Source organism: Bradyrhizobium sp. 1(2017) (genome assembly GCF_011602485.2).
Taxonomy (GTDB): Bacteria; Pseudomonadota; Alphaproteobacteria; order Rhizobiales; family Xanthobacteraceae; genus Bradyrhizobium.
Genome location: NZ_CP050022.2, coordinates 1,394,679 through 1,421,131, shown reverse-complemented (window position 1 = coordinate 1,421,131; position 26,453 = coordinate 1,394,679). Strand labels below are relative to the sequence as shown.

The 26,453-nt window shown below is 64.9% G+C and carries 23 protein-coding genes and 1 pseudogene; 14 read left to right on the top strand and 10 right to left on the bottom strand.

Annotated features, from left to right (window positions below):
• Positions 1-30 precede the first annotated feature (30 nt).
• Positions 31-384 carry a hypothetical protein gene (locus tag HAP40_RS06760; RefSeq protein WP_166818531.1) on the bottom strand — a complete coding sequence of 118 codons (354 nt, stop codon included), beginning with the start codon at positions 382-384 and terminating at the stop codon, positions 31-33.
• 233 nt (positions 385-617) lie between these two features.
• A complete protein-coding gene (locus HAP40_RS06755; protein ID WP_166818532.1) occupies positions 618-1,604 on the bottom strand; it encodes a Bug family tripartite tricarboxylate transporter substrate binding protein in 987 nt (328 codons plus the stop codon).
• A 146-nt stretch (positions 1,605-1,750) separates the two neighbouring features.
• Here HAP40_RS06755 and HAP40_RS06750 point away from each other — a divergent pair, with 146 nt between their 5' ends.
• On the top strand, positions 1,751-2,008 hold the full coding sequence (locus tag HAP40_RS06750; protein ID WP_166818533.1) for a hypothetical protein: 258 nt from the start codon (positions 1,751-1,753) through the stop codon (positions 2,006-2,008).
• A gap of 39 nt (positions 2,009-2,047) precedes the next feature.
• On the opposite strand, the pseudogene HAP40_RS06745 reads toward HAP40_RS06750, so the two are convergent.
• Both HAP40_RS06745 and HAP40_RS06740 read right to left on the bottom strand, forming a co-directional pair.
• Positions 2,048-2,526 (bottom strand): annotated as a pseudogene (locus HAP40_RS06745) (REP-associated tyrosine transposase).
• A 62-nt stretch (positions 2,527-2,588) separates the two neighbouring features.
• Positions 2,589-3,533, bottom strand: a complete 945-nt coding sequence (locus HAP40_RS06740) for a LysR family transcriptional regulator (RefSeq protein WP_166818534.1) — start codon at positions 3,531-3,533, stop codon at positions 2,589-2,591.
• Between the two features lie 119 nt (positions 3,534-3,652).
• Between HAP40_RS06740 and HAP40_RS06735 the strand changes: the two genes are divergently transcribed.
• From HAP40_RS06735 to wrbA, 3 genes are all read left to right on the top strand, one after another.
• Positions 3,653-4,405, top strand: coding sequence for an SDR family NAD(P)-dependent oxidoreductase (locus tag HAP40_RS06735; protein WP_166818535.1), 753 nt, complete (start codon positions 3,653-3,655; stop codon positions 4,403-4,405).
• Between the two features lie 38 nt (positions 4,406-4,443).
• Positions 4,444-5,142 (top strand): pirin family protein, encoded by a 699-nt coding sequence (locus tag HAP40_RS06730; protein ID WP_166818536.1) that lies wholly within the window; start codon positions 4,444-4,446, stop codon positions 5,140-5,142.
• 170 nt (positions 5,143-5,312) lie between these two features.
• A complete protein-coding gene (gene wrbA / locus HAP40_RS06725) occupies positions 5,313-5,912 on the top strand; it encodes an NAD(P)H:quinone oxidoreductase (RefSeq protein WP_091965995.1) in 600 nt (199 codons plus the stop codon).
• A gap of 263 nt (positions 5,913-6,175) precedes the next feature.
• Here the strand turns inward: wrbA and HAP40_RS06720 are convergent, their stop codons facing one another.
• Positions 6,176-6,652, bottom strand: coding sequence for an Lrp/AsnC family transcriptional regulator (locus tag HAP40_RS06720; RefSeq protein ID WP_166818537.1), 477 nt, complete (start codon positions 6,650-6,652; stop codon positions 6,176-6,178).
• A 120-nt stretch (positions 6,653-6,772) separates the two neighbouring features.
• On the opposite strand from HAP40_RS06720, the gene HAP40_RS06715 reads away from it, so the two are divergent.
• The gene (locus HAP40_RS06715) at positions 6,773-7,312 is read left to right on the top strand and encodes an RBBP9/YdeN family alpha/beta hydrolase (RefSeq protein ID WP_166818538.1); all 540 of its coding nucleotides are present in this window, start codon (positions 6,773-6,775) and stop codon (positions 7,310-7,312) included.
• Between the two features lie 4 nt (positions 7,313-7,316).
• On the opposite strand, the gene HAP40_RS06710 is transcribed toward HAP40_RS06715, so the two are convergent.
• Positions 7,317-8,459 carry a GNAT family N-acetyltransferase gene (locus HAP40_RS06710; RefSeq protein WP_166818539.1) on the bottom strand — a complete coding sequence of 381 codons (1,143 nt, stop codon included), beginning with the start codon at positions 8,457-8,459 and terminating at the stop codon, positions 7,317-7,319.
• Positions 8,460-8,579: 120 nt separating this feature from the next.
• Complete coding sequence (locus HAP40_RS06705) at positions 8,580-9,932, bottom strand: O-antigen ligase family protein (protein WP_166818540.1); 1,353 nt, start codon at positions 9,930-9,932, stop codon at positions 8,580-8,582.
• A gap of 318 nt (positions 9,933-10,250) precedes the next feature.
• Here HAP40_RS06705 and HAP40_RS06700 point away from each other — a divergent pair, with 318 nt between their 5' ends.
• A complete protein-coding gene (locus HAP40_RS06700; RefSeq protein WP_166818541.1) occupies positions 10,251-11,237 on the top strand; it encodes a glycosyltransferase in 987 nt (328 codons plus the stop codon).
• A 15-nt stretch (positions 11,238-11,252) separates the two neighbouring features.
• On the opposite strand, the gene HAP40_RS06695 is transcribed toward HAP40_RS06700, so the two are convergent.
• Positions 11,253-12,281 (bottom strand): glycosyltransferase family 2 protein, encoded by a 1,029-nt coding sequence (locus tag HAP40_RS06695; RefSeq protein WP_166818542.1) that lies wholly within the window; start codon positions 12,279-12,281, stop codon positions 11,253-11,255.
• 408 nt (positions 12,282-12,689) lie between these two features.
• Between HAP40_RS06695 and HAP40_RS06690 the strand changes: the two genes are divergently transcribed.
• From HAP40_RS06690 to HAP40_RS06670, 5 genes are all read left to right on the top strand, one after another.
• On the top strand, positions 12,690-13,490 hold the full coding sequence (locus tag HAP40_RS06690; protein ID WP_166818543.1) for a class I SAM-dependent methyltransferase: 801 nt from the start codon (positions 12,690-12,692) through the stop codon (positions 13,488-13,490).
• Positions 13,491-13,768: 278 nt separating this feature from the next.
• Positions 13,769-16,141, top strand: a complete 2,373-nt coding sequence (locus HAP40_RS06685; protein WP_166818544.1) for an exopolysaccharide transport family protein — start codon at positions 13,769-13,771, stop codon at positions 16,139-16,141.
• Positions 16,134-16,937, top strand: a complete 804-nt coding sequence (locus tag HAP40_RS06680) for a WecB/TagA/CpsF family glycosyltransferase (protein WP_166818545.1) — start codon at positions 16,134-16,136, stop codon at positions 16,935-16,937. Before HAP40_RS06685 ends, HAP40_RS06680 begins: the two co-directional genes overlap by 8 nt.
• 19 nt (positions 16,938-16,956) lie before the next feature.
• Positions 16,957-17,949 (top strand): UDP-glucose 4-epimerase GalE, encoded by a 993-nt coding sequence (gene galE / locus HAP40_RS06675; RefSeq protein WP_166818546.1) that lies wholly within the window; start codon positions 16,957-16,959, stop codon positions 17,947-17,949.
• Positions 17,950-18,179: 230 nt separating this feature from the next.
• Positions 18,180-18,521: a hypothetical protein gene (locus HAP40_RS06670; protein ID WP_166818547.1), complete on the top strand. Its 342-nt coding sequence runs from the start codon at positions 18,180-18,182 to the stop codon at positions 18,519-18,521.
• Here HAP40_RS06670 and HAP40_RS06665 read toward each other — a convergent pair.
• A complete protein-coding gene (locus HAP40_RS06665; RefSeq protein WP_166818548.1) occupies positions 18,495-22,064 on the bottom strand; it encodes a bifunctional diguanylate cyclase/phosphodiesterase in 3,570 nt (1,189 codons plus the stop codon). The two genes, HAP40_RS06670 and HAP40_RS06665, sit on opposite strands and share 27 nt — an antisense overlap.
• A 295-nt stretch (positions 22,065-22,359) precedes the next feature.
• Here HAP40_RS06665 and HAP40_RS06660 point away from each other — a divergent pair, with 295 nt between their 5' ends.
• Genes HAP40_RS06660 through HAP40_RS06650 form a run of 3 tightly spaced genes read left to right on the top strand, consistent with a single transcriptional unit; the run spans position 22,360 to position 25,599 of the window.
• Positions 22,360-23,412, top strand: coding sequence for an Ldh family oxidoreductase (locus HAP40_RS06660; protein WP_166818549.1), 1,053 nt, complete (start codon positions 22,360-22,362; stop codon positions 23,410-23,412).
• A 21-nt stretch (positions 23,413-23,433) separates the two neighbouring features.
• Entirely contained in the window at positions 23,434-24,801 is a 1,368-nt protein-coding gene (locus HAP40_RS06655; RefSeq protein ID WP_166818550.1) for an LLM class flavin-dependent oxidoreductase, read from the top strand.
• Positions 24,802-24,813: 12 nt separating this feature from the next.
• Positions 24,814-25,599, top strand: a complete 786-nt coding sequence (locus tag HAP40_RS06650) for a fumarylacetoacetate hydrolase family protein (protein WP_166818551.1) — start codon at positions 24,814-24,816, stop codon at positions 25,597-25,599.
• 251 nt (positions 25,600-25,850) lie between these two features.
• Here HAP40_RS06650 and HAP40_RS06645 read toward each other — a convergent pair whose 3' ends face one another.
• Entirely contained in the window at positions 25,851-26,306 is a 456-nt protein-coding gene (locus HAP40_RS06645; protein WP_166818552.1) for an Lrp/AsnC family transcriptional regulator, read from the bottom strand.
• Between the last annotated feature and the right edge of the window lie 147 nt (positions 26,307-26,453).

Here is a 26,453-nt window from a genome sequence, read left to right as displayed (position 1 = left end):
GCGCTTTACCGGATCACATACCCGCCTGCGCTAATCGTCATCGTCATAAGGCCGCGGCTGGAGCTGTTGAGGCGGCGGCGCGGCATTGTAACGCGATGGCGGCGGTGCGGCACGATTGCGCGGAACCTGCTGCTGCGGCGGCATCTGATTGTTGGACTGGAACACGGCGCGGCATCCACTGGAAAGCTGCGGCGTGTTCTGCTGCAAGCAAGCTGTGATGCGGCTGACGTCGGGAATCTGATCGCTGCACAGCCGCCATACGTCGGGCGTGCACGCCATCTGCTGTTCCATCGTTCCACGGTATTCTTGCGCGGTCGCCGCGCTCTGCGCGACGATACCGCCGATCGCAAGCGCCACACCCAGCGCGATCCGCTCTGTTCGCATGTCCAATCCTTCCCGATGCGTCAAAACTTCCTCAATCAATGAGGCGAGGGAAGGTTCTGGACCAACAACAAAATGTGAAAGCGCGCCTGGAACCTGTTTGGCCGATCTTCCGGCTCCCGCCGCTTCTTCAGATCGAGGACCGGTTGCCGATATTGAGATCCTGCACCTTCGCATCAGATTCAGATGGTGTCATCCCAAAGCGTCGCCGGCGCCGCGAATTCCGAACTTCACCCCTACTCCACCTTGCCGATCTTCTTCACCGCCGCGATAAGCCGCGCGCTGTCGACGGCAACGAACTCGGAGAAGGCAGGGGCGTCCTGGTAGGCGACGAGACTGCCCGAGGTTTCGAAAGCCCTGAGCACGTCGGGACTCTTCATCACCTCTGCCATCGCCTCGCGCAGACGGGTCGCGATCGGCGCCGGAAGAGAGCTCTGGGCGAACAACCCGGCCCAGATGTAAAACTCGACGTCCTTGTAGCCGAGCTCCTGGAAGGTTGGCACGTCGGGGAAGCTCGCGATGCGCTGCGCGCCGCAATTGCCGAGCACCCGCAGCTTGCCGTCGTCGACCTGCGGCTTCAGCGTGCCGGGTGCGGCGGCGATCGCCTGCACGGTCCCGCCGAGGATCGCGGTCAGCGCGGGACCTGCGCCGCGAAACGGCACGTGCAGCAGCTTGATGCCGGCGCTGTTTGCGAACATCTCCATCGCCACGTGCAGTGTGCCATAGGGCCCGGACGAGCCGAAGGGGATCTGGCCGGGGCGCCTTTTCGCGTCCTCGACGAAGTCCTGCGCCGTCTTCCAAGGCGCCGAAGCCGGCACCGCGAGCAGCGTGGGATCGGCGAGGACGCGCGCGATCGGCATGAATTGCGCGACCTCGTAGGCAACGGGACGATCGAACAGGCGGTCGGCCTCCGGGAGTACCGCGAGCGAGGACAGCGTCATCAACAGCGTGTAGCCATCAGGCTCGGCGCGCGCAGCCGCGGCATTGCCGACCGAGCCGCCGCCACCGCCGGCCCTGTTGTCGACGATCACGGGCTTGCCCAGGACCCGCTCCAGCGCCTGTGCGACCGGACGCGCCGCGAGATCGGCCTGTCCGCCGGCGGGAAACGGCACGATCATGGTGATGTTGCGGGCAGGATAGCTTTGCGCAAAGGCCTCGTCGGGCAATGCAGCACGCAATAGCGGCAGTGCAACGGCGGCGCGCAAGAGATCGCGTCGGTCCATGAAAGTCCCTCCCCCAGTTTTTCTTGTTTCGCTCCCAGCCTAGCGCGGCGATCGGCAAGAACAAGACGTTTACGAAGCATTAGCCATGTTCGGCCGAGCCAGGAACGCCTCCCGGGACCCGCTGTTGCCCTCCCAGGGAGTGAGTGATGCGAAATCTTGGAACCATCGATGTCGCCTTGGACGAGATGCTGGTGAATCTCGCTGCGATCGTGCTGCGGCTTGCAAAGCCCGAGATGACACGAACGCCGGAAGCACGGCGCGCACTGGCGCAATCCGTCCATCAATATGCGGTCTGCGCGAAGCGTTCGAGCGACCCCCGCGTTCACGAATTGAAGTCGCAGCTGGAGGAGACCCTGAAGCCGAGCCTGCGCATCGTCTCGATCGACGGTGTCAAAGTTTCCTAGCGAGATCCGTAGGGTGGGCAAAGCGAAGCGTGCCCACCATCACTCGCCAAAATGCCCCGCAATGTCTCGCATGTTCCCTCCCCAGTCCGCGGAGAGGATGCCTTGCTCCACATAACGATGGAAGCTGCTCAGAGTCCAATCGCGCACCCGTGTGACGAGACCGTGCTTCACGGGGTTGAAGTGAATATAGTCAATGTGGCGCTCCAGGTCCGCCTCGTCGCGAATGGCGTGCTCCCAATAGCGGCGCTGCCAGATGCCTTTCTCGCGCTTGAGCAGCTTACTTGCCGAGCGCTCCTGCGGTTCTAACCCTCGCGAAAAGCCGCCTTTGATCAGATTCCACCGCGATGGAAAATCGACGTCACCCTCGGGCAACGTCCAGATCGCGTGGAGGTGGTCTGGCAAGATACAAATTGCGACCGTCTCGAACGGCTGGCGCTGAAAGACGGTTCGATAGATTCGTCTTGATCGACGAGCAGCGTGCTCGACCGATCTGCGAGCACGACCGTGAAGAAAAACATCTGGCCCCGTGCGCGCCGATATCCTCAGTCAAAGGGCGTGGGCACGCTTCGCTTTGCCCACCCTACGACAGTTGCGTGGTTTTGCCAGCCTTCTTCGTCCGCCGCTTGCAGGTGCCCGGCAGCTTTGCCGCGAGAAAATCGCCGAGCGCTTCGACTCGTGCGGGGCGCGGTCCGCCGGGCGGCGTCACCAGGTGCACGGCGCCTTCGGCCTGCTTCCAGTCCTTCAGGATCACCTCGACGGCGCCGGACGCGATTGCCTCGCCAACGATGAATTCGGGCAGCTCGGCGATGCCAAGACCTGCGATCAATGCCGGCATCACGGCCTCGCCATTGTTGACACGAAGCGGGCCGCCCGGGCGCACGCTGGCCTGCTCGCCCGCCGAATTGGTGTAGTGCCAGACGTTCGGCGTCGACAGATAGGCGTAGCTGAAGCATTTGTGCTCGGCCAGATGCATCGGATGTGTCGGCCGTCCATGCTGCTTCAGATAGGACGGCGCGGCCACGGTGTAGCGCGGCATGGTGAAGAGCTGCCGTGCGATCAGCGAAGAGTCCGGCAGTCGCGCGATCCGCACCGCCATGTCGAATCCCTCGCCGATCAGGTCGACGGTCGCATCGCTCAGATGCAGGTCGACGGAAACTTCCGGATAGGCCTGGAAGAATTCCGGCAGCAGCGGCGCCACCGCCTTGATGCCGAACGTCATGGGCACGGCGAGCCGGACCAGCCCGCGCGGCGCAACCGATTGCGCCAGCGCCTCGTTCTCCGCGGCCTCGCCATCGGCCAGCAGGCGCGTCGCGCGTTCGGCAAGCTTGTGCCCGGCATCGGTCAGGGCGAGCCGGCGCGAGGTGCGATTGAACAGCCGTGCCCCGAGCCGCTCCTCCAGCCGTGTCACCGCCTTGGAGACCGTCGCCTTCGACATCACGAGCTCGCTTGCGGCCCCCGCAAACGACCGTAATTCCACGACTTTTGCGAAAATCGCGAGCGCCTCGAAATCGGGGAGTTTTGCCATGGCAATCGATCCATTCGGGATATTTAAGGAAACAATGCGTTTCAACAGTTTCTATTTATATACCGAAGGCGAAGGCTTATCCAAGGGTCAATCGCAAACCCAAGCAATGGAGTCATCCAATGGCCAAGAAGCTCTCAGGCAAGGTTGCCCTCGTCACCGGCGGCTCGCGCGGCATTGGCGCAGCTTCGGCCCGCGCGCTCGCCGACGAAGGCGCGGACGTCGCGATCAGCTATGTCGCTTCGCCCGACAAGGCCGAAGCCGTCGTCGCGCAATTGAAGGCCAAAGGCGTCAAGGCGCACGCCTTCAAGGCGGATCAGGCGTCAGCCAAGGACGTGACGCAGCTCGTCAACGACGTCGCCAAGGAATTCGGCCATCTCGACATCCTCGTCAACAATGCCGGCGTTGCCGCCGGCGGTGCGATCGACGATGCCAATGCCGACACTGAAGCGCTCGCCCGCCAGGACCAGGTCAACGTGCATGGCGTGATCGCGGCGATCCGCGCCGCCTCGCAATTGATGAGTGAAGGCGGCCGCATCGTCACCGTCGGCTCGATGCTGGCCGATCGCGCCTCGTTCCCGGGCCTTGCCGATTACGTCGCCACCAAGGCGGCGGTCGTCGGCTACACCAAGGGCGCGGCGCGAGACCTCGGCCCCCGCGGCATCACCGTGAACGTGGTGCAGCCGGGCTCGATCGATACCGACATGAATCCGAAGGACGGCGGCGAGTTCGCCGAGACCCAGCGCAAGCAGCACGCGCTCCAGCGCTTCGGCCGCCCCGAGGAAGTCGCGGCCGGCGTCGTTTTCCTCGCCAGCCCCGAGGCCTCCTTCGTCACCGGCACCGTGCTCAACGTCGACGGCGGGTTCGGCGCCTGATCCGAACCGCCACCAAATCAAGTCAAGGAATTACGCAGATGATCGAACTCAGACCTTTCGCAAAGCTCGGCGGCGCCGACCACGGCTGGCTCAAGGCCAAGCACCATTTCTCCTTCGCAAGCCATTATGACCCGAACAACATGGGGCATGGCGCCCTGCGGGTGTGGAACGACGACGAGATCGCGCCGAACACCGGCTTCCCCGCCCATCCCCACGCCAACATGGAGATCATCACCTATGTGCGCGAGGGCGCGATCACCCATCAGGACAGCCTCGGCAACGAGGGTCGCACCGAGGCGGGCGACGTTCAGGTGATGAGCGCCGGCAGCGGAATCCGCCACTCCGAGTACAATCTCGAGCCGACACAGACGCGGATCTTCCAGATCTGGATCGAGCCGACGCTGCGCGGCGGACAGCCGACCTGGGGCTCGAAGCCGTTCCCGAAGGCGGATCGTTCCGGCAAGCTCGTCACCATCGCGAGCGGTCTCGAGGGCGACACGGATGCGCTGCCGATCCGCGCCGATGCGCGGGTGCTCGCCACCACGCTGAAGGCGGGCGAGAGTGCGGAGTACCAGTCGCAGAAGTCCCGGCATCTTTATCTCGTGCCCGCGGCGGGCGCGGTCGAGATCAACGGCGTGCGCGTCAACGCCCGCGATGGTGCCGCGATCCGCAACGAAGAGAGCTTGAAGATCACCGCACTGGAAGATTCGGAGATCGTGCTCGTCGACGCGGCTTAACGACTCTCACCGTCATGGCCGGGCATAGCCGCCCGAAGGACGGCGTCGCTCCCGCTCGCCGATGTCCCGGCCATTCACGCCCCTTCACGAGCGAACAAGAACATGGATGCCCGGGACGAGCCCGGGCATGACGCCCCCAATTACCAGTAACCTAATCACCGGAGACCACCATGACCAAAGTTCTCGTGCTCTATTATTCCGCCTACGGCCACATCGAAGCGATGGCCAATGCCGTCGCCGAAGGCGCCCGCGAAGCCGGCGCGACTGTCGACATCAAACGCGTGCCGGAACTAGTACCCGCCGAGGTCGCGAAAGCCTCGTACTACAAGGTCGATCAGGCCGCCCCGATCGCCAAGATCGAGGACCTCGCCAATTACGATGCGATCATCGTCGGCACTGGCACCCGCTTCGGCCGCATGGCCTCGCAGATGGCGAATTTCCTCGACCAGGCCGGCGGGCTCTGGGCCAAGGGCGCGCTGCACGGCAAGGTCGGCGGCGCCTTCACCTCGACCGCGACCCAGCATGGCGGACAGGAGACCACGCTGTTCTCGATCATCACGAATCTCCTGCATTTCGGCATGGTCGTGGTCGGCATGAACTACGGCTTCGCCGGCCAGATGAAGCTCGACGAGGTCACCGGCGGCGCGCCCTACGGCGCCACCACGATCACCGGCGGCGACGGCAGCCGCCAGCCCAGCGCCAACGAGCTCGCCGGCGCGCGCTATCAGGGCCGCCAGATCGCGGAGACCGCCAAGAAGCTGCATGGCTGAGCACGGTTAAGCCTTGCGCACGATCGGTTGCATGGCTGATGCGACAGGGGCGGCATTCTCTTGCGGAAATGCCGCCCCATATCTGCGGAGGACATGGACCAGAAGCGATACGAATGGCTTTCGAACTGTTGTTGATCGCGCAGATGATCCGCCGGCCCGCACAGGCGCTGGCGCGCCGCTGGTATTGTCGCAGCCTCGTTCGCGCCTCGCGTGGCCGGTTTCGGTGTGCTGGCTGCACGGGATCGTGATGGCGGGCATCGCCGTCACGTTCGTTCGATTTTCCTCCTGACGAGGTCCTTGCCGATCGGCCGCGCCGGTTCGCTCCGCAGCACCAGCGAGGTCGTGACGGCGCCAAAGCCGGCAATGCGATCCACGATCGTCTCGAGATCCTCAGGCGCGGGAACGAGCACCTTGAGAACGAAGCAGTCGTCGCCGGTCACGCGATGGACTTCGATGATGTACGGAATCTCGCTGAACCGCTTGAGACAGGTCTTGATGTGCTCATGCGTGGTGCGCAGGCGCACGAGCGCCATCAGGCCGAGCCCGAGTGCGCGCGAATTGATCCGTGCGCCGTAACCCTCGATGATCCCGGCTTCCTCGAGCCGCTTGACGCGTTCGGAGACCGCCGGCTGGGACAATCCGACGGAGCGGCCGAGCTCGGACAGCGGCACCCGCGCATTGGCCTGCAGCGCTTCGAGTATCTTCAAATCCTTGGCATCGATGCTCCCGAAGCGATCCAAGACAATTCTCCATTCCACCTTGAGATCAACGGCGGATGGCCGATTCCACCGATGACTTGCCATGTCGCGCAGCGCCTCGACCAGCCACACTGCGTCTCCTCTCAGATATCACGGGACACCATGCACGACACCATCACCCTGCCCGGCCTCGGCGGCTCCGGAGACACCCATTGGCAGACGATCTGGGAGCGCGACGATGCGCGCTTCGTGCGATTTCAGCCTGCGAGCTGGGATCAGCCCGACCTCGACGACTGGGAGCAATCGCTGGAGCGGGCGGTCAGGAGTTGCGCGACGCCGCCCGTGCTGGTCGCACACAGCCTCGCCTGCCTGTTGGTCGCGCACTGGGCCGCCCGCTTCCCATCCAGCATCGCCGGCGCGTTTCTGGTCGCGGTGCCCGATCCTGATGGCGCGAACTTTCCGATGGAGGCCGCCGCGTTCAAGACGGTGCCGGACCGCGCGCTGCCCTTCCCTTCGCTCGTCATCGCCAGCACGGACGATCCCTATGGCGATATCCGTGCGACACGGCAGCGAGCAAGTGCCTGGCGATCCGGACTCATCGTGCTCGGCGCGCTCGGCCACATCAATGCGTCGAGCAGGCTCGGCGACTGGCCGCAAGGGCGCGCGCTGCTGCAGGCCTTCGGTGCGGGTCTTTCGCGATGACAGGTCAGCGCATCCCGCGCAGCGCCGGTGCGGCGATGGCAGCCAACCCGGGATATCGGCGCAGACCCTGCGCGGCATGGTCGCGCCATGCGTATGGCAGACCGCGCCAGGACAGCGCGACGCTGACATCGGTCAGCGGCACCCGCGTGGCGCCGAAGCGGCGCTTATAGTCCTGGTTGCCGATGCTGAGATCGAACCGACGCACGCCCTTTGCATGCAGCGCCGCCATGGTGCGTTCGATGACGAGCAGCCCGGGGGAGCAGCTCGACCATGAATCGCCGCCATGACTGATGCGCAGCAGGTAATAGGTCGCGCCTTGCCTGACGCCGAACGACGTGCCGATGATTCCCTCGTCGCAGACCAGCGCCGAGACCACGGCATAGCCTTCCGCAAGGCCCTGGCGGGCAACCTCGCGGTAGAACCGCGCATGGGTCTCATCGTTGAGGACGAACCGCAAGCCGAGCCTTTGCATGCGCGCCTGCTGCTGGACGTCCATCACGTCCAGCAGCTCATGCGCGCGCGCGACATCCGTGGCGACCTCGAACCGGGCGCCGGCATGACGGGTGAAGACGCGCCAGCAGCGCGGCATCTGCATGCGCTTGATCGAGGCCTGGTAGGATTCATAGTCGTCGCCGAGCAGCACGAGATTGCCGTTGAGCGAGGAGGAACCAGCCCGCCCGAGCGACATCAGCGGATTTGGCTTGCCGCCAATCTGGGCCGGCATCTTCTTCAGGCGCAGCAGATCGAGGCCATCGGGCAAGGCGCGCAGTGCGTTGATCAACGCCTTGCCGATCGCACGCATCGCAGCGGCATCCAACGCAGCGCCGAGCGACAGGATCGGCGCATTGTTGTCGGAGACGCCGAGATCGGCAAACTCGACGACGCGGATGCCGCGCCTGGCATGGCTGATCATCGGCACCAGCGCGATATCCTCGCCGGTTGCGGCATCGGAGATCACGGCGATCAGCGGCGCGAGATGGTCAAACGCCGCGTACCAGGGGCCGAGCCAGAGGCCGTGCTGGAACGCGGTGCGATGGCCCGTGTTCAGGCGCAAAGCCGCCTGCTGCCAGTCACGCAGGAAATCGACCGCGATTCCCGGCGTGCTCGACACCCGACCTTCTGATTGCTCGACGCTGAGGAACGTCATCCGCGGGACATACGATTACTGAGTACCTTCAGATAGATTATGTTTCGCCGCAGACCACAAGCAGCTTCGCAGCTTATCGTTAAGCCGATGCCACCAAGGCCGCGCTGCTGCGACAAGCTGTCAGCGCGCCGGTTCCGTCGGCTCGACGCACTGGAACCTGGCCAGGAAGTGCAGTCCGGCCACGGCGAGCGCGAACATGAACCAGATCGGATTCTGCCGATCCAGCAGGAAGGTCTCGGTGGCTCCGTAGTACAAGCCGAACAGCCATATCGTCAGGAACAGCTTTGCCAGCGCGCTGCTGCGGTTGCGCGCCTGGGCCGAGTGGAAATTGCCGAGCGGCGCGAGCACGAAGACGAGGATCACCAGCAGCAACCCCGGCAGGCCGATGGTGACCGCAAGATCGAGATAGCTGTTGTGGCTGTGGGCCGCGGTGGTCGCCCATTCGGCGCCCTGAGCGGTCTGCCGTGCGCTGACGTCGTCCCAGAATGCCGCATAGCCGTGGCCGATGATCGGCTTCTCCGCGACGGCTGCGAGGGCGAACTCCCAGATCGCGGAACGGCCGGTGAAGGTGGGATCGAGCGGAAGCAGCCGCGTCATGCCGCCGAGTGCCGGGCTCATGACGCTGCCGACCGTCAGCAGGTTCATCAGGATCAGCGGCACGAAGCAGACGATCCGCTTCAGCCACAGGCTCCGCGTGACGTAGACCAGCGACGCCAGCGCGTAGACCGCAAGACACAGCACCGATGACGTCTTGCCGCCGGTGAAGATCAGGAAGATGCCGGCCAGCGCGGCGATCGCCGGGCCCATCACGAACGAACCGACGGCGGACAGGTAGATGCCGACATAGACCAGGATGGTCATCACCGGCGAGGCGACGTTCTTGTGGCCGAAACTGCCGCGCCAGTCGCCGGCGAGCTGCGGCTCGGTGATGTCGAGCGCCGTGTGGATGGAATATTGCGGCGCGAGGAAGACGCCGAGATAACATAGCGCCAGCAGCGCGAGCGCGGCACCGCCGAGGCACAAATTGAAACCGCGCTGCGTCGGCGGCAACAGCGGCAGGAGCACGGCGAGCGACGTCACGCTCGCGGCGAGCACGAAGCGCTGGAGCGAAACGCCGCGGCTCTCGGAGAAGGCGACGTTGATCAACAGCCAGCCGACCAGACAGAGATGCAGCGGGGTCACCAGCGATTTCAACGCCGGCGCGTCGGTCGCGGCGACGCACAGCACGGCAACGATGGCCAGCAGGCCGTAGACAATGTAGGTCAGCGCCATTCGCCCGCCGACGACGGTCACGAAGTTCTCACTGCGCAGGTCGGGAAACGGCTCCAACGTCACCAGGATCAACAGCAAGGCCGCTACGGCGACGAGGCAGCGCGCCGCGCGCATGGCGTTCACCCCCGCGAGTCCATCGCGCAGGACGTGGCCGAACGATCGGGCTTCGACGTCAGTCATGTCGGCGGCGCTGCGATCCAAGCTGCTATCCATCGCGGCAGGTGTTGAGACCGGAGAAGCCTCAGGTTCTAGCTCACCGCCGTTAACCATCCGTCAACCAGCACGCCGAAGACGACACGCACATTCTGCGCGAGCGGAGCTGCCGGACTCGTTCTGTGTTTGCCGCAGACTTGATGTCACCGGCTTAACGTTATTCCACGAATCCGGGCGCCGCACGGGCGCTAGCGGCAGCGACTTGCTCATAATGCGGCTATCATCAGCGGACGAGATTTCGATTGCAGCATTGCCAGCTTGGCAGACGCGCCCTGGTTAACAGACCATTAAAGACGAGCCGCCGCCTTGATCACCGCCGACGAGGTTCTCGAATTACCGGCCGCCTCACGCATAGCGCCGGCGACGCGGCTGCCGCTGCCGATCGCCCCGGGCGCGTCGGTCTCCGTCGTCATTCCCGCCAAGAACGCTTCGGCCTATATCGGCGAAACCATCGCGAGCGCACTGGCGCAAGGCGATGTCGCCGAGATCATCGTCGTGGAGGACGGCTCGACGGACGACACGATCGAGATCGTTCGCGACATGCATGATCCGCGGCTGCGGCTGATGCACAATGACGCAACCGGCGTCTCGGCAGCCCGCAATCTCGGCGCCCGGCATGCGAGCGGCGACTGGCTGCTCTTCCTCGACGCCGATGACCGCCTGCGTCCCGAAGCCGTGGCCGCACTGCTGGCGGCCGCGCGCGGCGCTCCGCGCGCAGTTCTCGTCTATGGCGACTACAACACGATCGACAGCGAGGGACGGCAGATCGGCCGGCGCGACCTGTTGAAGGGACGCAGCAAGCCATCCGGCGACGTGCTGACGCGACTCGCGGCCGGCAATTTCATCGTCAATGGCGGCATCGTGCTCACCCGCGCGGAAGCTTTCCGCGCCGTCGGCGGTTTCGACGTCTCGCTCAGATATTGCGAGGATTGGCACTGCTGGTGCCGACTTGCCGCCATCGGCGAGTTCGAATTCGCGCCAAAACTCCTGCTCGACTATCGTGTGCATACCGCCAACACGATGAATGCGGCGGTGCGGACGCCGCAGGACTTCTTCCCGGCGGTCACGCGGGTCTTCGATGACGGACTGATCCTGGCAAGACTGCCCGAAGGCATGGCCGGGCCGCTGCGCCAGGCCGCAGAGGTCCATCTCGTCACTTATTCGGCAATGCAGGCCGTGCGTTTCGGCAGATATCGCCAAGCCTTCGCCTATCTTGCGATGGTCGGCCGGCGGTCACTCAAATCGCTGCCACGTTCGGCTGTGCGGGTGCTGCTCACCCGTTTTGGCATCTAGACCAGCGTCGCGGCGTCAGGACACGATCTTCGAGGCTTCATAGGGTTTCGGCTCGATGCCGAACGCCGCGAGCACGGAGCCGAGTGCGACCATGACGGGATGCATTGCGACGACGGCCTTGGACGACGTCAGCAGGCCCGCCGCACGCACCAGCGACAACGGCAATCGTCCAACCATCTGCGCGAACACCAGCGCCCGCGCCGACGCACTCTGTGCAGCCTTGGACTGCACCCGATAGTTGATCGCGCCGATGCGCAGGCCTCGCTTCGCGATCCAGGCGAGACTGGTCCGGCTCTGCGGCACCGTCTCGGTGATGACCGCCTCCGCCGTCCAGTGGAATCTCAGGCCGGCATCGCGGCACCGCACGAAGAAATCGCAGTCGCCGCCGCCGAGAAAATTGAAACGCAGGTCGAATGCCGGGCGGTCGAACCGCTCGAACACCGCGCGCGTGATCAGGCAATTGCCGCAGCCATAGATCAGCGGCACGGCGCCGCTGTAGTCATAAGCGGGACGAAACGCGGGATGACGCGACAGCCAGGGCTGGCTGCCGTCGTCGAAGACCGGCAATACCGGTCCACCGACGATGTCGGCGCCGGTCGCCTCCGCGGTGCGAACCATCAGCTCGAGCCAGTCGCTTGATGCGATCTCGTCGTCGTCGATCATCAGGAAGCGGGTCGCGGCGGGAAACAGCGTCTGCGCCGTCTCGAACGCGGCGTTGATCGCCTGGCAATTGCCCTGCCGCTTCTCGACGAGGCAGATGCCCTGGAGCCTGCCATCGGCGAGATATTCCGCGGCAACTGGCGCGCTCTCGCGCCGCTCGGCATCGTTCTCGACCATGACGACGGCAAAGGAGCGGGGCGTGCGCTGGCTCGCCAGCGAGTCCAGGGTCAGCCGCAGATGCTGCGGGCGACGGAAGCAGGGGATGCAGACGACGATGCCGACCGACAGGTCGATGACGCGGGAGCTCGCCACGATCTCCCGGTTGGGATCGCTCACGACGTCCGCGATGCGCGTGGCGGACAGGTCTGTCGGGATCAATGTCATGACGTTCTAGATGTCCGAGATGTGTTGAAAAAGCCCTGCTTCGATCGCGCGGATCGCTCCCGTCCCGCAACGGTACGTCGCTGCAGGACGGATTCGTCCCAAAATGACCGGCGGACGCGCAAGCCCATCCCGGCGTCCTGCCGGCAACCTGCAGCCATCATGGCACAACACCAGGCACTTAACCGCCTTCGCGTGTTTCTGCCGCGAGACCTCGCATGCGTGTTAGTGCAATTCGCGGTCCAGTGCGCCGACAACGGCTCGACATGAACAATGCCGTAGTTAACGGCTATGTGCATTAACCCGGCTGTAAGCACTGCAATCAGTGACACGGCTCGGCATCAGATTTGCTCTTCGGGCGAGCGGGTTTTTTCCTGTAAATTTGAATAGAACAAGCGCGGTCAGAAAATCATGAACAAGCCAGCGACGATCGATTTCGCGACAGCCACGGCAATCAACGCCTCTGCGGCCTCCCCACCACCCACTGCACTACACGATCTGATTCCCGGCGAAGCCCGCGACAGCCTGCTCGCTGTTCACGACGTGCTGCGCCGCGAACTGCCGCAAGGCCGCCTCGCCATCTATGAAGCCGGCGGCGGCTCCTGCAGCGTCCTGCCACCGGAATTGCCGGGCCGCAGCCACGTGACCGTCGTCGACATCGACGAGGACCAGGTTCGCAACAATACCTATGCCGACGAGGCGATCCTCGGTGACGTCCAGACCCACCGTTTCGGGCGCGAGACCTTCGATCTCGTGATCTGCTACAACGTGATCGAACATCTTCCCGACGTCGACGCGGCGCTCCTGAATTTCCGCGATGCGCTCAAGCGCGGCGGATTGATCCTGATCGGCGCGCCAAATCCGCGCTCGCTGTCGGGGGTCGTCACCAAATATTCGCCGCACTGGTTCCACGTCTGGTTCTACCGGCACATCCGCGGCATCAAGGATGCCGGCCTGCCCGGCGAGCCGCCCTTCCCGACATTCTTCCATCCGCTGGTGACGCTCCCGCGGCTCGAAGCATTCGCAGCCGCCCACGGCCTCGAAATGATCTATCGGCGCGAAGTCGAGAGCCCGCGCTATCCCGAGATGCGCCGGCGCAAGCCGCTGTTTGCGGCCATGGTCGACGCCGGCGCCGCGGTGTTGAACGCGGTGCTCCCGCGCGGCACCGACGTCCGCCGCGGCGACTATCACGTCATCCTGCGGAAGATCTGACAGTCATGCGCGCGCCGCTGATCGCACGACGAGCGAAGCCGCGCGAGCACGCTGCGCGCGGTAACGAACCGTTAATCACTGGGAGACCTCGGCGTCGCGGCGACGCAGCGAAGAGCGGCATGCGCTTAAACGCTTTGTTTGCCATTTCAGTGAATAGTCCCTCAGTGAGTATGGTTAATTTTCCCTGTTGCGTTGATTGGGCACCCATATCCCGGGTGCGTGGCGTAAAGCGAAGAGTAACCCTCAGCCCGCGGCAGTTGGAATGAAAGCTGGGGATCATGCTTGACTATAACCAGCCGATCGATCGGGCCGGACCGGAAGCCCCGCAACGGAAGCCTCAGGCCGGCTTCAACGCGCTGGAGCTCGCCAATCTGCTCTGGCGGCGCAAGGTTGCGATTGCCGCGGCCGCCCTGCTCGGCGCGACGCTTGCCGTCACCGCCGGCAAGAGCCTGACGCCGCGCTACACCGCCACCGCACAGCTCTATGTCGATCCGCGCGAACTTCAGCTCGTCGATCGCGAGCTCACGCCGCGCGCGCAGGACGTCTCCGGCATGTCCATGGTGGTGGAGAGCCAGGCGCGCCTGATCACCTCCAACAGCGTGCTGCTCCAGGTCATCCAGCAGGCAGGTCTCGACAAGGATCCGGAATTCGGCGGCGGCGACGGCACCAGCCTGATGTCCTCGCTGCTCGGCCTGATCGGCCTTCACCCCCGCGCGCCCTCCGCCGCGGAGAAGAAGGAAGTGCAGCTCGCGGCACTCGACGCGTTGAACAAGCACATCACGATCCGCAAGACCGAGAAGAGCTTCATCGTCGACATCGAGGTCTGGTCGACGGACCCGGCCAAGGCGGCGATGCTCGCCAACACGCTGACCAATGCCTATCTCACGGAATCCCGCAACTCGCAGGCTTCGGCAGCACGGCGCGCCACCAATGACCTGTCGAGCCGACTGAAGGAGCTGCGCGAGCGGCTGCGCAACGCCGAAACCGCGCTCGCCACCTACAAGGCCCAGAACAATTTCGTCGGCACCCAGGACACGCTGATCAGCGACCAGCAGTTGTCGGCCAGCAACCAGCGCCTGGCCGCCGCCCGCGCGGCGACGATGGATGCGCAGGCGCGGCTCGACCAGATCGAGGCGAGCCGGCGGACGGCCGCGGATGCAGGTGCGATCCCCGAGGCTCTGCAATCGCCGACGATCGCGAATCTGCGCGCGCAATATGCCGACGCTCGCAAGAAATATGCGGAGCAGGCCGGCGAGCTCGGCCCGCGCCACCCGGCGCTGCGCCAGACCGAGAAGCAGGTCGAGGATCTCAAGCGCACCATCAGCGAGGAGATCGACCGCTTCGCCCAGTCCGCCAAGAACGACCTGACGCGCGCCCGCGACTTCGAGGCCTCGCTCAACCGGGCGCTGGAAGCGCAGAAGCGGCAGAGCGTCCAGCTCAGCCAGGCCGCCGTTCGCCTGCGTGAGCTCGAGCGCGAGGCCGACGCCAGCCGCGACGTCTACCAATCCTTCCTCAAGCGGTCGCGCGAGACCGAGGAGCAGGAGAGCCTGAACACTTCCGCGGCCCGAGTCATCGGCGAAGCGACGGTGCCGCAGCGGCGCTCGTTCCCACCGGCGATGAGCCTGTTCGCCATGATCGGCTTCATCTTCGGCGCAGTCGCTGCGTCAAGCTGGTTCGTTGCGGCCGAGCTGCTGTTCGCCGGTGCGACCGCGCCGGCGCCGACGCCCGCCCGTCCACAGCGGACCCCGGCCCCGGAAACAGCGCGAGCTCCGCAGCGCGCGCGATCTCCGGAGGCCTCGCCGCCTCAGGAGGCCCCGCGAGCTCCGGAAGTCGCGCAGGCGCCGCCGGAACTTGCCGCTCCCCCGCTGCAGCCTGCGCCGGTCGAGAAGCCCCTGATCGAAAAGCCGCTGATCGCCCGCCTCCAGGAGGCCGACGTCATTCACACGTTGGGCGCCATTCTCGCCACGGGCGGCGGCGTCGACCTCACCCTCCTGGGCTGGCCGACCCTGCGCCCCGGCTTTCCCCTGACCTCGCTGCTCAACGCCTGGCGCGACATGCGCGCTGCGGTGGTCCGGCGCGCCGACGGCAAGGCGATGCCTGTCATCGCGCTGGTCGGCACCGGCGAGACCACCGGACGGAGCGTGGCCGCGCTGAACTTCGCGCTGGCGGCTGCGCGCGACGGCGCCCGTGTGCTGATGATCGATGCCGACCATCAGGCACGCTCGCTCTCGAACAAGATCAACCGCCGCGGCAAGAGCGAACCGAGCCGGCTCGGCTGGCTCTCGATCGGCACCAAGGACGCGCGCGAGATCAAGACGGTCAACGGCATTTCGGTGCTGCCGGCCGCCGATGGCGATGCCGGCAAGGCGACCGACGCCATCCGCAAGGCAATTGCGCAGGCGCGTGCCGCAGGCGGCTATGATCTCGTGATCCTCGATGGCCCTGTGGTGCCGCTCTCGGCCGGCGACCTCAAGCTGCTCGACGACAGCGACGCGCTGGTCGCCGTGCTGCCGACCAGCCTCGATATCAACGACAGCCTGGAAGAGATCCTGGCCGCGCTCGGCCGCGCCGAGCGCAAGCTCGTCGGCGTCGTGCTCGACGAGCTCACTCCCGCGGCCCAAACGCGTCAGCGAGGCAGACAATATGCTTGAGCGCCGCGTCAACATTGATGGACGGACGGCAACTGCCGAAGTGCCGCGAACCACCGTCGGCGGACTTCGCATGGCCGCGATCGACCTGGAAGAAACCGCAGATTTCATGATCGAGGCGACCGATCCTGACAATCGCATCGGCCGCCCGCTGTTCCTGACCTCCGCCAATGGCGAGGTGCTGGCGCGCTGCTCGACCGAACCGCAGACCGAGCGCCTGTTCCGCACGGCCGATTTGATCAACGCCGACGGCCAGCCGCTGGTCGCGGCGTCGAAACTGCAATCCTGGTTTCCGTTGCCGGAGCGCGTCGCGACCACGGACTTGTTCCACATCGTCGCGCGCAAGGCGGAAGAGGTCGGCCGCACCTTCTACATGTTCGGCGCCAGCGAGGCGGAAAACGCAGCCGCCGTCGAGAACGTCCGCAACCTCTATCCGAATCTCAAGATAGTCGGATACAGCCACGGCTATCTGCGCGGCGAAGCGCTGCGTGCGAAGGTCGAGGAAATCAACGCGCTTGCGCCGGATTATCTGTGGGTTGCACTCGGCGTACCCAACGAGCAGGCGTTCGTGGAGGAGTTCACGCCGCATCTCACCAATGTGGGCGTTATCAAGACATCTGGCGGCCTGTTCAATTTTTTGTCGGGCAGCCGTTCCCGCGCGCCGCACTGGATGCAGAGATTCGGGCTCGAATGGGCCTGGCGCACCTGGCTCGAGCCGCGCCGCCTGCTCTGGCGCTATTTGACCACCAACCCCCGTGCGCTCTATCTTCTCTTCGGCCGCAACCGACCCCTCCGCTAAGAGAAGAGCTGAAGACGACATGACCGACCGACCGACCGTCCTCGTCACCGGGGGCGCGGGCTATATAGGCTCGCATGCCTGCCGCGCACTGACCGCCTCAGGCTATCAACCCGTCGTTTATGACAATCTCTCGACAGGTCATCGCAGTTTCGTCGCCGGCCCCCTGGTGACCGGCGATCTGCTCGACGGCACAACCCTGGCGCGCGCCTTCACCGATCACAAGATCACGGCGGTGATGCATTTCGCGGCGGCGAGCCTCGTCGGGGAATCGATGGCCGACCCGCAGAAATATTACATCAACAACGTACAAGGCACGCTGTCGCTGTTGCAGGCAATGCGGAATGCGGGCTGTCATCGCATCGTGTTCTCCTCGACCGGCGCCGTCTACGGCAATGCCGATTCCAAGGAATTGCCCGAAGACTTTCCTTGCGTGCCGATCAATCCGTACGGCGCATCGAAGTTGATGATCGAACGCATGCTCGCCGACTACCGCGCCGCCTACGGTTTTGGTGCCTTCTGCCTGCGCTATTTCAACGCCAGCGGCGCCGATCCCGGCGGGGGCATCGGGGAACTGCGCGACAACGAAACCCATCTCATTCCGCGCGCGATGATGGCGCTTCAGGGGCATGTCGACTTCGCGGTCTTCGGCGACGACTACGACACGCCCGATGGCACCGCGATCCGCGACTACATCCACGTCACCGACCTCGCGGCGGCACATGTGGCGGCACTGAAACTTCTGGAAGATGGGCATGCCGGCGGCAGCTTCAACCTCGGCACCGGCTCCGGCTTCTCCGTGCGTGAGATCCTCAACGCCATCAGGCAGGAGACCGGACGCGAGGTGCCGCATACCGTCAAGCCGCGTCGCGCCGGCGATCCCACCTATCTGGTCGCCGATCCCTCGGCCGCGAAGAAGATGCTGAACTTCGTGCCGCGTCACTCCGACCTGCCAACTGTGATCCGCACCGCCTGGGCCTGGCACCAGAAGGCGCATCCATTCAGGCCGCGTTAGGCAGTCGACGCGCCCACAGCTTGCCTGCCATGCCGCGACACGGCTAGAATGGATGTTCGCTGCCGCCGTCGGCGCATTGCCGACGGCCGCATCCTTTCGCATGGCCGACGATGATGTCGGCTTGCATGGCTCGGCCCATTCGCCCGAGCTGATATTTTCCGAACGAAGGCCGCGATCGAATTCAACCCGTAGGCCCGTCATCGGTCCGGGATTCAAGGAGTATCGACCGCATGCATCAGGCTGCACGCCTGGAATTCGAGCGCGTGATGGACGAATTCGCCCGCTGGCAGGTCGTGCCCGCGGACGAGCGCTCGCCTGCGCCAGCCTGGTGGTGGGGTCCGGCAATGGCGGTGTTCGACGACAACGAGCCGATGGCCGGCGCGTGGTGCCGCGAGCTCGGCTTAAACGAGGGGACGAGCTTCGCCGAGGGCGCACGCACCGTTCTCGCGCTGTTCACCGAGCAGACCTCGCTGACGGGACCGCAGGATTTTCCGAGCAAGGCCGAGGGCGGCGAGCACGACGTCCGCGAACTGCACCCGCAGCCGTCAGACGACAGCGCGTTTCAGCCGTAACGCTGCGGCTTCGGTCGCGGCAAGGTCCAGCTCCGGCTGCAGCGGCGGCGCGACAGTCGGGACCATCGGCCGCAGCAGCTCGGCCATCTGCCGCGCCGGCAGCGGCTTGGAGATCAGATAACCCTGCATCTCGTCGCAGCCATGGGTGCGAAGGAAAGCCTCTTGCTCGGCGTTCTCGACGCCTTCGGCGACGACGGTCATGCCGAGCGCCTTGCCCATGCTGATGATCGCCTGCGCAATCGCCTGGTCTTCCGAATCCTGCGGCAGGTCGCGCACGAAGGAGCGGTCGATCTTGATGGTGTCGATCGGGAAGTGCTTCATCAGCGACATCGACGAATAGCCGGTGCCGAAATCGTCGATGGCGAGACGGATGCCGCGGCTCTGGATGGCGTCGAGCACCTTCAGCGCGCGTCCGACATTGCGCATCATCATGCTCTCGGTGACCTCCAGCTGCAGCAACACCGGCGACATGCCGGAGGCGGCGAGCGCCTCGTCGACGTCCTGCAGCAGACGCTCATCGGCAAACTGCCGCGGCGACAGGTTGACCGCCATCGACAGCGGCAGCAGGCCGCGGCGCTGCCAGGCCATGGCCTGCGCGCAGGCCTCGTTCAGCACCCAGCGGCCGATCGGCACGATCAGCCCGGTTTCCTCGGCAAGCGGAATGAACTGCGCCGGCGAGACATTGCCGAGATCGGGATGGGCCCAGCGCAGCAGCGCTTCCACACCGGTGATCTGCCCGGTCTCCATGTCGACCTTGGGCTGGTAGTTCAGCGAGAACTGCTCGCGCTCCAGCGCCCGGCGCAGCGCGCTCTCCAGCGACAGGCGCTCGATCGACTGCGTCTTCACTTCCTTGGAGAAGAAGCGACAGCCGTTCTTGCCGTCCTCCTTGGCGAGATACATCGCCATGTCGGCGTTCTTGGTCAGCGTCTGCGCGTCGGAACCGTTGGCCGGATACATCGCGATGCCGATCGACGCCGTGGTATGGCACTCGTGGCCGGCTAGCTCCATGGGCTCGGCGAGCGCGGCGAGCAGCCCGGTCGCGATGTGCTGGACGTGGTCGATCTCGCCGCACTGGTCGAGGATCACCACGAACTCGTCGCCGCCGAGCCGCGCCACCACGTCGCTTGCCCGCAGCGCGCCGCGCAGGCGATTCGCCACTTCGAGCAGGAGCAGGTCCCCGGCCTCGTGGCCGAGCGAATCGTTGATGACCTTGAAGCGGTCGAGATCGATGAACAGCACCGCAAAGCGGTGATCGTGGCGCTGTGCCGCGTCGATCGCCTCGCGCAGCAGCCCGTTGAACGTCTCGCGGTTCGGCAGGTCCGTCAGACTGTCATGCGACGCCAGATACTCGATCCTCTCGTCGGCCTTGTTCTTCTCGTCGGCGCGATCGAAATTCTCCACCGCGAAGGCGACGTTGTCGGCGAGGCGCTGCAACAGCTCGACGAATTCGGCGGTGAAGGTCTCCCTTTCGGTCGACATGTAGATCATGACGCCGACGGCCAGGTCGTGAACGACGAGCGGGATCGCCGCGCCCGAGCGCGCGCCGTCGCCGCGAACGATGGCGTGGAAGGCACTCACGCGCTGGTCAGTGAGATAGTCGTTGCTGATACAGGGCTGCCGGGTCCGGAACGCGGTGCCGGCCATCCCTTTGCCTTCGGGGCGCTCGGGGTCGACCGAGAGGCGGACATTGCGCGTGGTATCGGAAGACGGCCCGGCGCTGGCGACGATCTTGAGCTGGTCGCTGTCGGCGCTGGCGAGCGCGATGGTCGTCGAGGTGAACTTGGCGCCGTTCGATGCTGCGAAACACACGAGGTCGAACAATTCGGCGCGCGATTTCGCCCGCATGATCGCCTCGTTGGTCGCGCTCAGCGCCGCGAACATGCGCGTCAACCGCTCCTTCTGCGCCTCCATGCGGGCCTTTTCCTCGGCCCGCTCGAAATTGTCGAGCGCGAAGGAGACGTTCTCTGCAAGGCGAGCAAGCAGCTCGACCAGGTCGGGTGTGAATGTGTCCTCCTCCGGAGCAAGGAACAGCAGGATGCCGATCGGCTCCTGGCCGGCACGCAGAAGCGGGAAGCTTGCAGCAGCGCGGGTGCCGTCCTCGACCGCCTTGGAGTGCCAGTGTGACGAGCGCGGGTCGTGCATATAGTCGTTGATGACACTGGGCCGGCGCGTCCGCACCGAGGTTCCGATGATTCCCTGGCCCTCGGGATGATCCGCGGAAATCGCACAGCTGCGCCCGACCATTCGCTCCTGGAGCCGTCCCTTCACCGCGACGACCCGGACCAGCTCACAAGCCGCGTCGATGATTCCAATCGTCGCCGAGGCGAACATGCCGCCCTGGACGGACGCTTCGCATACGAGATCGAACAGCTCGGCACGCGACGTCGCCCGGATGATCGCTTCATTGGTGGCGCTCAGCGCGGCATACATGCGCGCGAGCCGTTCCTCCTCGCGCGCGATCTGCGCCTTCTCCTCGTCGCGATCGAAGTTCTGGAGCGCAAATGAAATGTTCTCCGCCATGCGCAGCAGGAGCGCGACGACTTCCTGGTCCTTCGCCCAGGACTTGCTGATGAAGAACAGGATGACGCCGACGCTCTCGCCACTCTTGACCAGCGGAGCCGCGACGCAGGCTGCAACACCCGCGTTGATATTGGCCTGCTCCCACAGCGTCCCCTTGGTGCGACTGAAGAGGTCTTCCTCGACATAAGGCCTCTGGCTGCGGAAAACATTGCCAGAGATGCCGCGGCCATAGGGATTGCCGGCATCGACGGAATATTTGGTCTGTGCGACGAGCTCGAGATTCTGGCCAGTGCCGGCGACAGGCTTGAGCCAGTGGGATTCCCGCTCCTTCAACAGAACGACTGTCGCCAGCGACTTGCCGCCATGAACCGAGGCGTCGCACACCAGCTGATACAGCTCCTGCTCGGTCTTGGCGCGCAGAATGGCCTCGTTGGTGGCGCTGATGGCGCCGAACATGCGGTTCAGCCGCCGCGTCGCCCGCTCGCTGGTCTGCCGCGCGGTCTCGCGCGCGATGTTGTCCAGCGCATAGGAAATGTTGGCCGACATCCGCTCGAACAGCGACACCATCTGCTCGTTCAGCGAGCCGGCCTCGCGGCGGGTCACGTAGAGAACGCCGACACTCTTGCCGTTGCAGAGCAGCGGCAGCGCCGCGGCCGCGCCGATGGCGGCCGAGCTCGCGCCCGCGCGCCAAGCCAGCGAACGCGGGTCGTTCAGATAACGGTTGCTGATGCACAGCTTCTGATTGCGAAACGCCTCGCCGCCGACGCCCGAGCCTTCGGGTGTGCCGGCTTCCGTCGTGATCACGAGGGCGCGCAGCCGCGCGACGTCATCGCCGCAGCCGGCCGCAAAGCACAGCCGAGCGCCATCCGGTCCCACCAGGAACACGGCGACCGCCAAAAAGTCCCCGCTCGAGAACCCGGCGTCGCAGACCTTCTGGTACAGCTCGTCCGGCGATTTCGCGTAGAGGATCGCTTCGTTGATGGCGCTCAACGCCGCAAAGGTGCGCGCGAGTGTCGTCGGCACGATCTCAGCTCCCCAGCATTTCTGCCTATTTCTCCCGGGTGACTTTATGAAGGGCGATCGCCTAAGTGGTCGTTATTGCGCGCTGCAAACCATCGATCAGAGTGAATGAGCAGCGAACGCGGGGAGCGAAACTGTCGAAAATGCCGTCGCGCGGGACAAATCTTCGACCAAAGGTGCGCTCCCTTCACGAATTTGCAGCCCTGTATTGGTTTACGGGAGATTGATATCGCGGCGACGCTTTGAGACGATGGCACCAACGAGCAGCCCGTCAAGGGCACCAAGCCGAGGGAATGCCATGCCGATGGTCAGAGCCGATCGCCTCACGCGTATCAGCGCAGCTCTGCTCCGTGCCGCCGGCGCTTCCGAGGAAGAGGCGGATGCAGTCGCCATCGGCTGCGTCAACGCCAATCTCGCCGGCCATGACTCGCACGGCGTGATCGCCGTTCCCACTTATATCGACCGCGTCAAGGCCGGACACATCGTCCCCGGCGCCAGATGGACCATCGTCCAGGAATCGCCGACGACGACCGTGATCGACGGCCAGTGGGGTTTCGGCTTCCACGTCAACGCGAAGGCGATGGCGCTGACGATCGAGAAGGCGAGGACGGCGAATGTCGCCGCCTGCACCGTGTTCCGGCAGAGCCACGTCGGCCGCCTCGCCGCCTATCCTTTGATGGCGATGCGCGAAGGCATGATCGGGATCGCGACGGCGGATTCCGGCCGCTCGCCGAAGCACGTGGCGCCGTTCGGCGGCAAGGAGGCGCGGCTCGGCACCAACCCGATCTCGATCGCGGTGCCGTCCGACCTCGATGCGCCGTTCTACCTGGACATGGCAACCTCGGCGGTGGCGGCCGGCAAGATCCAGCTCGCGGTCGCGCGCGGCGAGGAGATTCCGACGGGCTGGATCATCGATGCCGAGGGACGGAACACCACCGATCCGACCCAATACCGTAAGGGCGGCGCGCTGCTGCCGCTCGGCGGCACCGAGGGCTACAAGGGCAGCGGCCTTGCCGCCATGGTCGAGGTGCTGTGCGGCCTGCTCACCGGCCTCGGCTTCGGCGTCGAGCCCACCGGCCGTCACAATGACGGATGCTTCATGGCGGTGTTCAACGTCGCCGCGTTCCGCCCGCTGAAGGAGTTCAAGCGCGAGGTCGCCGAATTCGCGCGTTATCTGAAATCGACGCCGCCGTCCGAGGGCAGCAAGGGCGTATTCTATCCCGGCGAGATCGAGGGCCTGCGCGAGCAGCAGCGCCTGCGCGACGGCATCGAGGTCGAGGATGCCACCTGGGAAAAGCTGCGCGCGCTGGCGCGCGAATACAGGCTCGACACGGTCCTCGATCTGGCCTGACGGCATCAGGAGAACAGCAGCATGAATCGGCAGATGGTACTGGTCGGCTTCCTCCAGGCGCAGAACTGCACGAACCTGCCGAGCTCATGGCGGCATCCGGACTCGCGCGACGATTCGATGTCAGCGAGCTACTATCAGGAGATCGCCAGGATTCTCGAAGCCGGCAGGTTCCACATGGCCTTCTTCGACGACCGCCTGGCGATGCCGGACCGCTACGGCAACGACCACGCCCACACCGTCGAATACGGCATCCGCTGCGTGAAGATGGACCCGCTGATCGTGCTGACCACGATGGGCATGGTCACCGAGAAGCTCGGTTTGGGGGCGACCTGCTCGACCACCTATTACGAGCCCTTCGACGTCGCGCGCCGCTTCGCAACGCTCGACCTGATGTCGGGCGGACGTGCCGGGTGGAACGTCGTGACCTCGCTCAATGACGGCGAGGCGCTCAACATGGGCCGCGATTCCCATCCCGAACATGATTCCCGCTACGACAAGGCCGACGAGTTCATGGAGGTCGTGCTCGGCCATTGGGACACCTGGGAAGACGGTGCGCTCATCATGGACAAGAAGAGCGGCCGCTTCGCCGACCCGACCAAGGTCAAGCGCCTCGATCACAAGGGGCCCGCCTTCAAATCGCGCGGACCGTTCACCGTGCCGCGCTCGCAGCAAGGTCATCCCGTGATCATCCAGGCCGGCGCGTCCGGCCGCGGCCAGCGCTTCGCGGGTCGATGGGGCGAGGTGATCTTCACCGCCGCGCGCAACCTCGCCGCCGCGAAGGAAGGTTATGCGTCCGTGCGCAACGAGGCCGCCAAGGCCGGCCGCGATCCCGACCAGATGTTCCTCTGCAACCTGACGACGCCGGTCTGCGCCGCGACCAAGGCTGAAGCCGAAGACAGGATGGCGCTGATCAACAAGTTGCCGCTCCAGATCGACGCGCTATCCCTGCTCGCCGAAGCGCTCAACTACGATTTCGCCTCCAAGGACCTCGACGAGCCGCTGACGACGGAAGAGCTGAAAAGCATGCAGGGCATCCTGGGCATTCGCGACGGGGTGCTGAAGAACTCTGGCAAGAGTAACCCGAGCGCGCGGGACTTCGTCACCTTCTCCGGCCGCGGCCAGGTCCAGGATGCGATGGTGGGCGGCCCCAAGGAGATCGCGGACAAGCTTGAAGAGATGTTCGTCGAGCGCGGCTGCGACGGCTTCGTTATCGCCGCGACCTACGTGCCCGGCTCCTATGCGGACTTCGTGCAGCACGTCGTGCCCGAACTGCAGCGGCGCGGGCTGTTCCAGAAGGAATACCGCGGCAAGACACTGCGGGAAAACCTCGGACTCAAGCGGCCGACTGCCGGTGCCTGGAAGACACAGCGGCGCGATGCCGCGGAATAATGAGGACCGAACATGCGCTGGCTGAAATTCACCGCCTCGAACAAGACTTCCTGGGGGATCATCGAAGGCGACCAGGTGATTGCGGTCGACGGCGATCCGTTCGGCGAATGGCAGCGCACGTCACGTGCACATCCGCTGTCAGAGGTCAGGATCGAGCTGCCGCTGATCCCCCGCACCTTCTATTGCGTTGGCCTGAACTATTTGAAGCATCTGAAGGAAGCCGCCGACAAGCGTGGCGAGGTGCCGGCCGTGCCTGACCGGCCCGAGATCGGCTATCGCGCGCAGAATGCGCTGATCGCGCATGACGAGGATGTCGTCATCCCGTCCTTCGCGACGGACAAGATCCATTATGAAGGCGAGCTCGTCGTCGTCATCGGCAAGAAGGCGAAGCATCTCACCGCAGCGACCGCAATGGATTGCGTGTTCGGCTACACCATCGGCAACGACGTCAGCGAACGCAGCTGGCAGAAGGCCGACCGCAGCCTGTGGCGCTCCAAGAACGCCGACACGTTCAAGCCGATGGGCCCGTGGATCGAGACCGAGGCAGACCTCGACACGATGGAAACGATCGTCCGGGTCAACGGCCGCGAGACCAACCGCTTCCACACCAACGACATGATCTTCGGCGTGGTACCGTTCCTGGTCGAGCTGACCAAATATTTCACGCTATGGCCCGGCGACGTGATCTGGATGGGGACCGACGGCGCCTCGCCCGATATCAGGCACGGCGATGTCGTGGAGATCGACATCACGGGCGTCGGGACGTTGCGGAACAGGTTTGTGCGGGAGGAGCGGTAGCGCACGCCCCTTATCCTGAGGAGCGCGTTTTCGCGCGTCTCGAAGGACGGAGGCGGGGCTCACGGCCTCGCCCTTCGAGACGGCCGCTACGCGGCCTCCTCAGGGTGAGGAGACAGAGTTTGCAAATGCCGCCAGATCAACGGTGCCGTAGGGTGGGCAAAGCGAAGCGTGCCCACCAGCTTCGCTGGTCGGGGCGAGATGGTGGGCACGGCGAAGAGCGCCTTTGCCCACCCTACGGCACTTCCCGTGCCTCAAAACGGCAGCGCCACGCCTGTCTTGATCTCCTTCAGTACCACATTGCTGCGGACGTAGCGGATGCCGGGGATGCGGAACATAAACTCATCCAGGAATCTGTTGTAGGCGACCATGTCCTGCACGACGACGCGCAAGTGATAATCGGCATCGCCCGTGGTCGCAAAGCACTCCAGCACCTCGCGGCGTCTGGTGACGCGGGACACGAACTCGTCGACGAACTTGGCATCGTGCCGCTCCAGCGAGACGTGGAGGATGGCTGACATCGCGAAACCCGCTTGCTCGCGATCGATCAGCGCGGCGTAGCTGCGGATGACGCCGCTTTCTTCCAGCGCCCGCACGCGGCGCCAGCAGGCCGAGGTGGACATGCCGACCTCGTCCGCAAGCTGCTGATTGGTGGCGCGACCGTCCTTCTGGAGGTGTGCAAGAATTCGCGTGTCCTGCTCTTCGATCATAAATTTCACCAAATCGGATAATTTAACCACAGAATACGATAAATCGGATAGAACTACCAGAATGACCTACCCGTGAGGAGAAATAGGCAAGACCTACCAGAGGCCCGGGCCTAACCTTTGCCCATCCGGCAGGGAATGCCGCGGGAG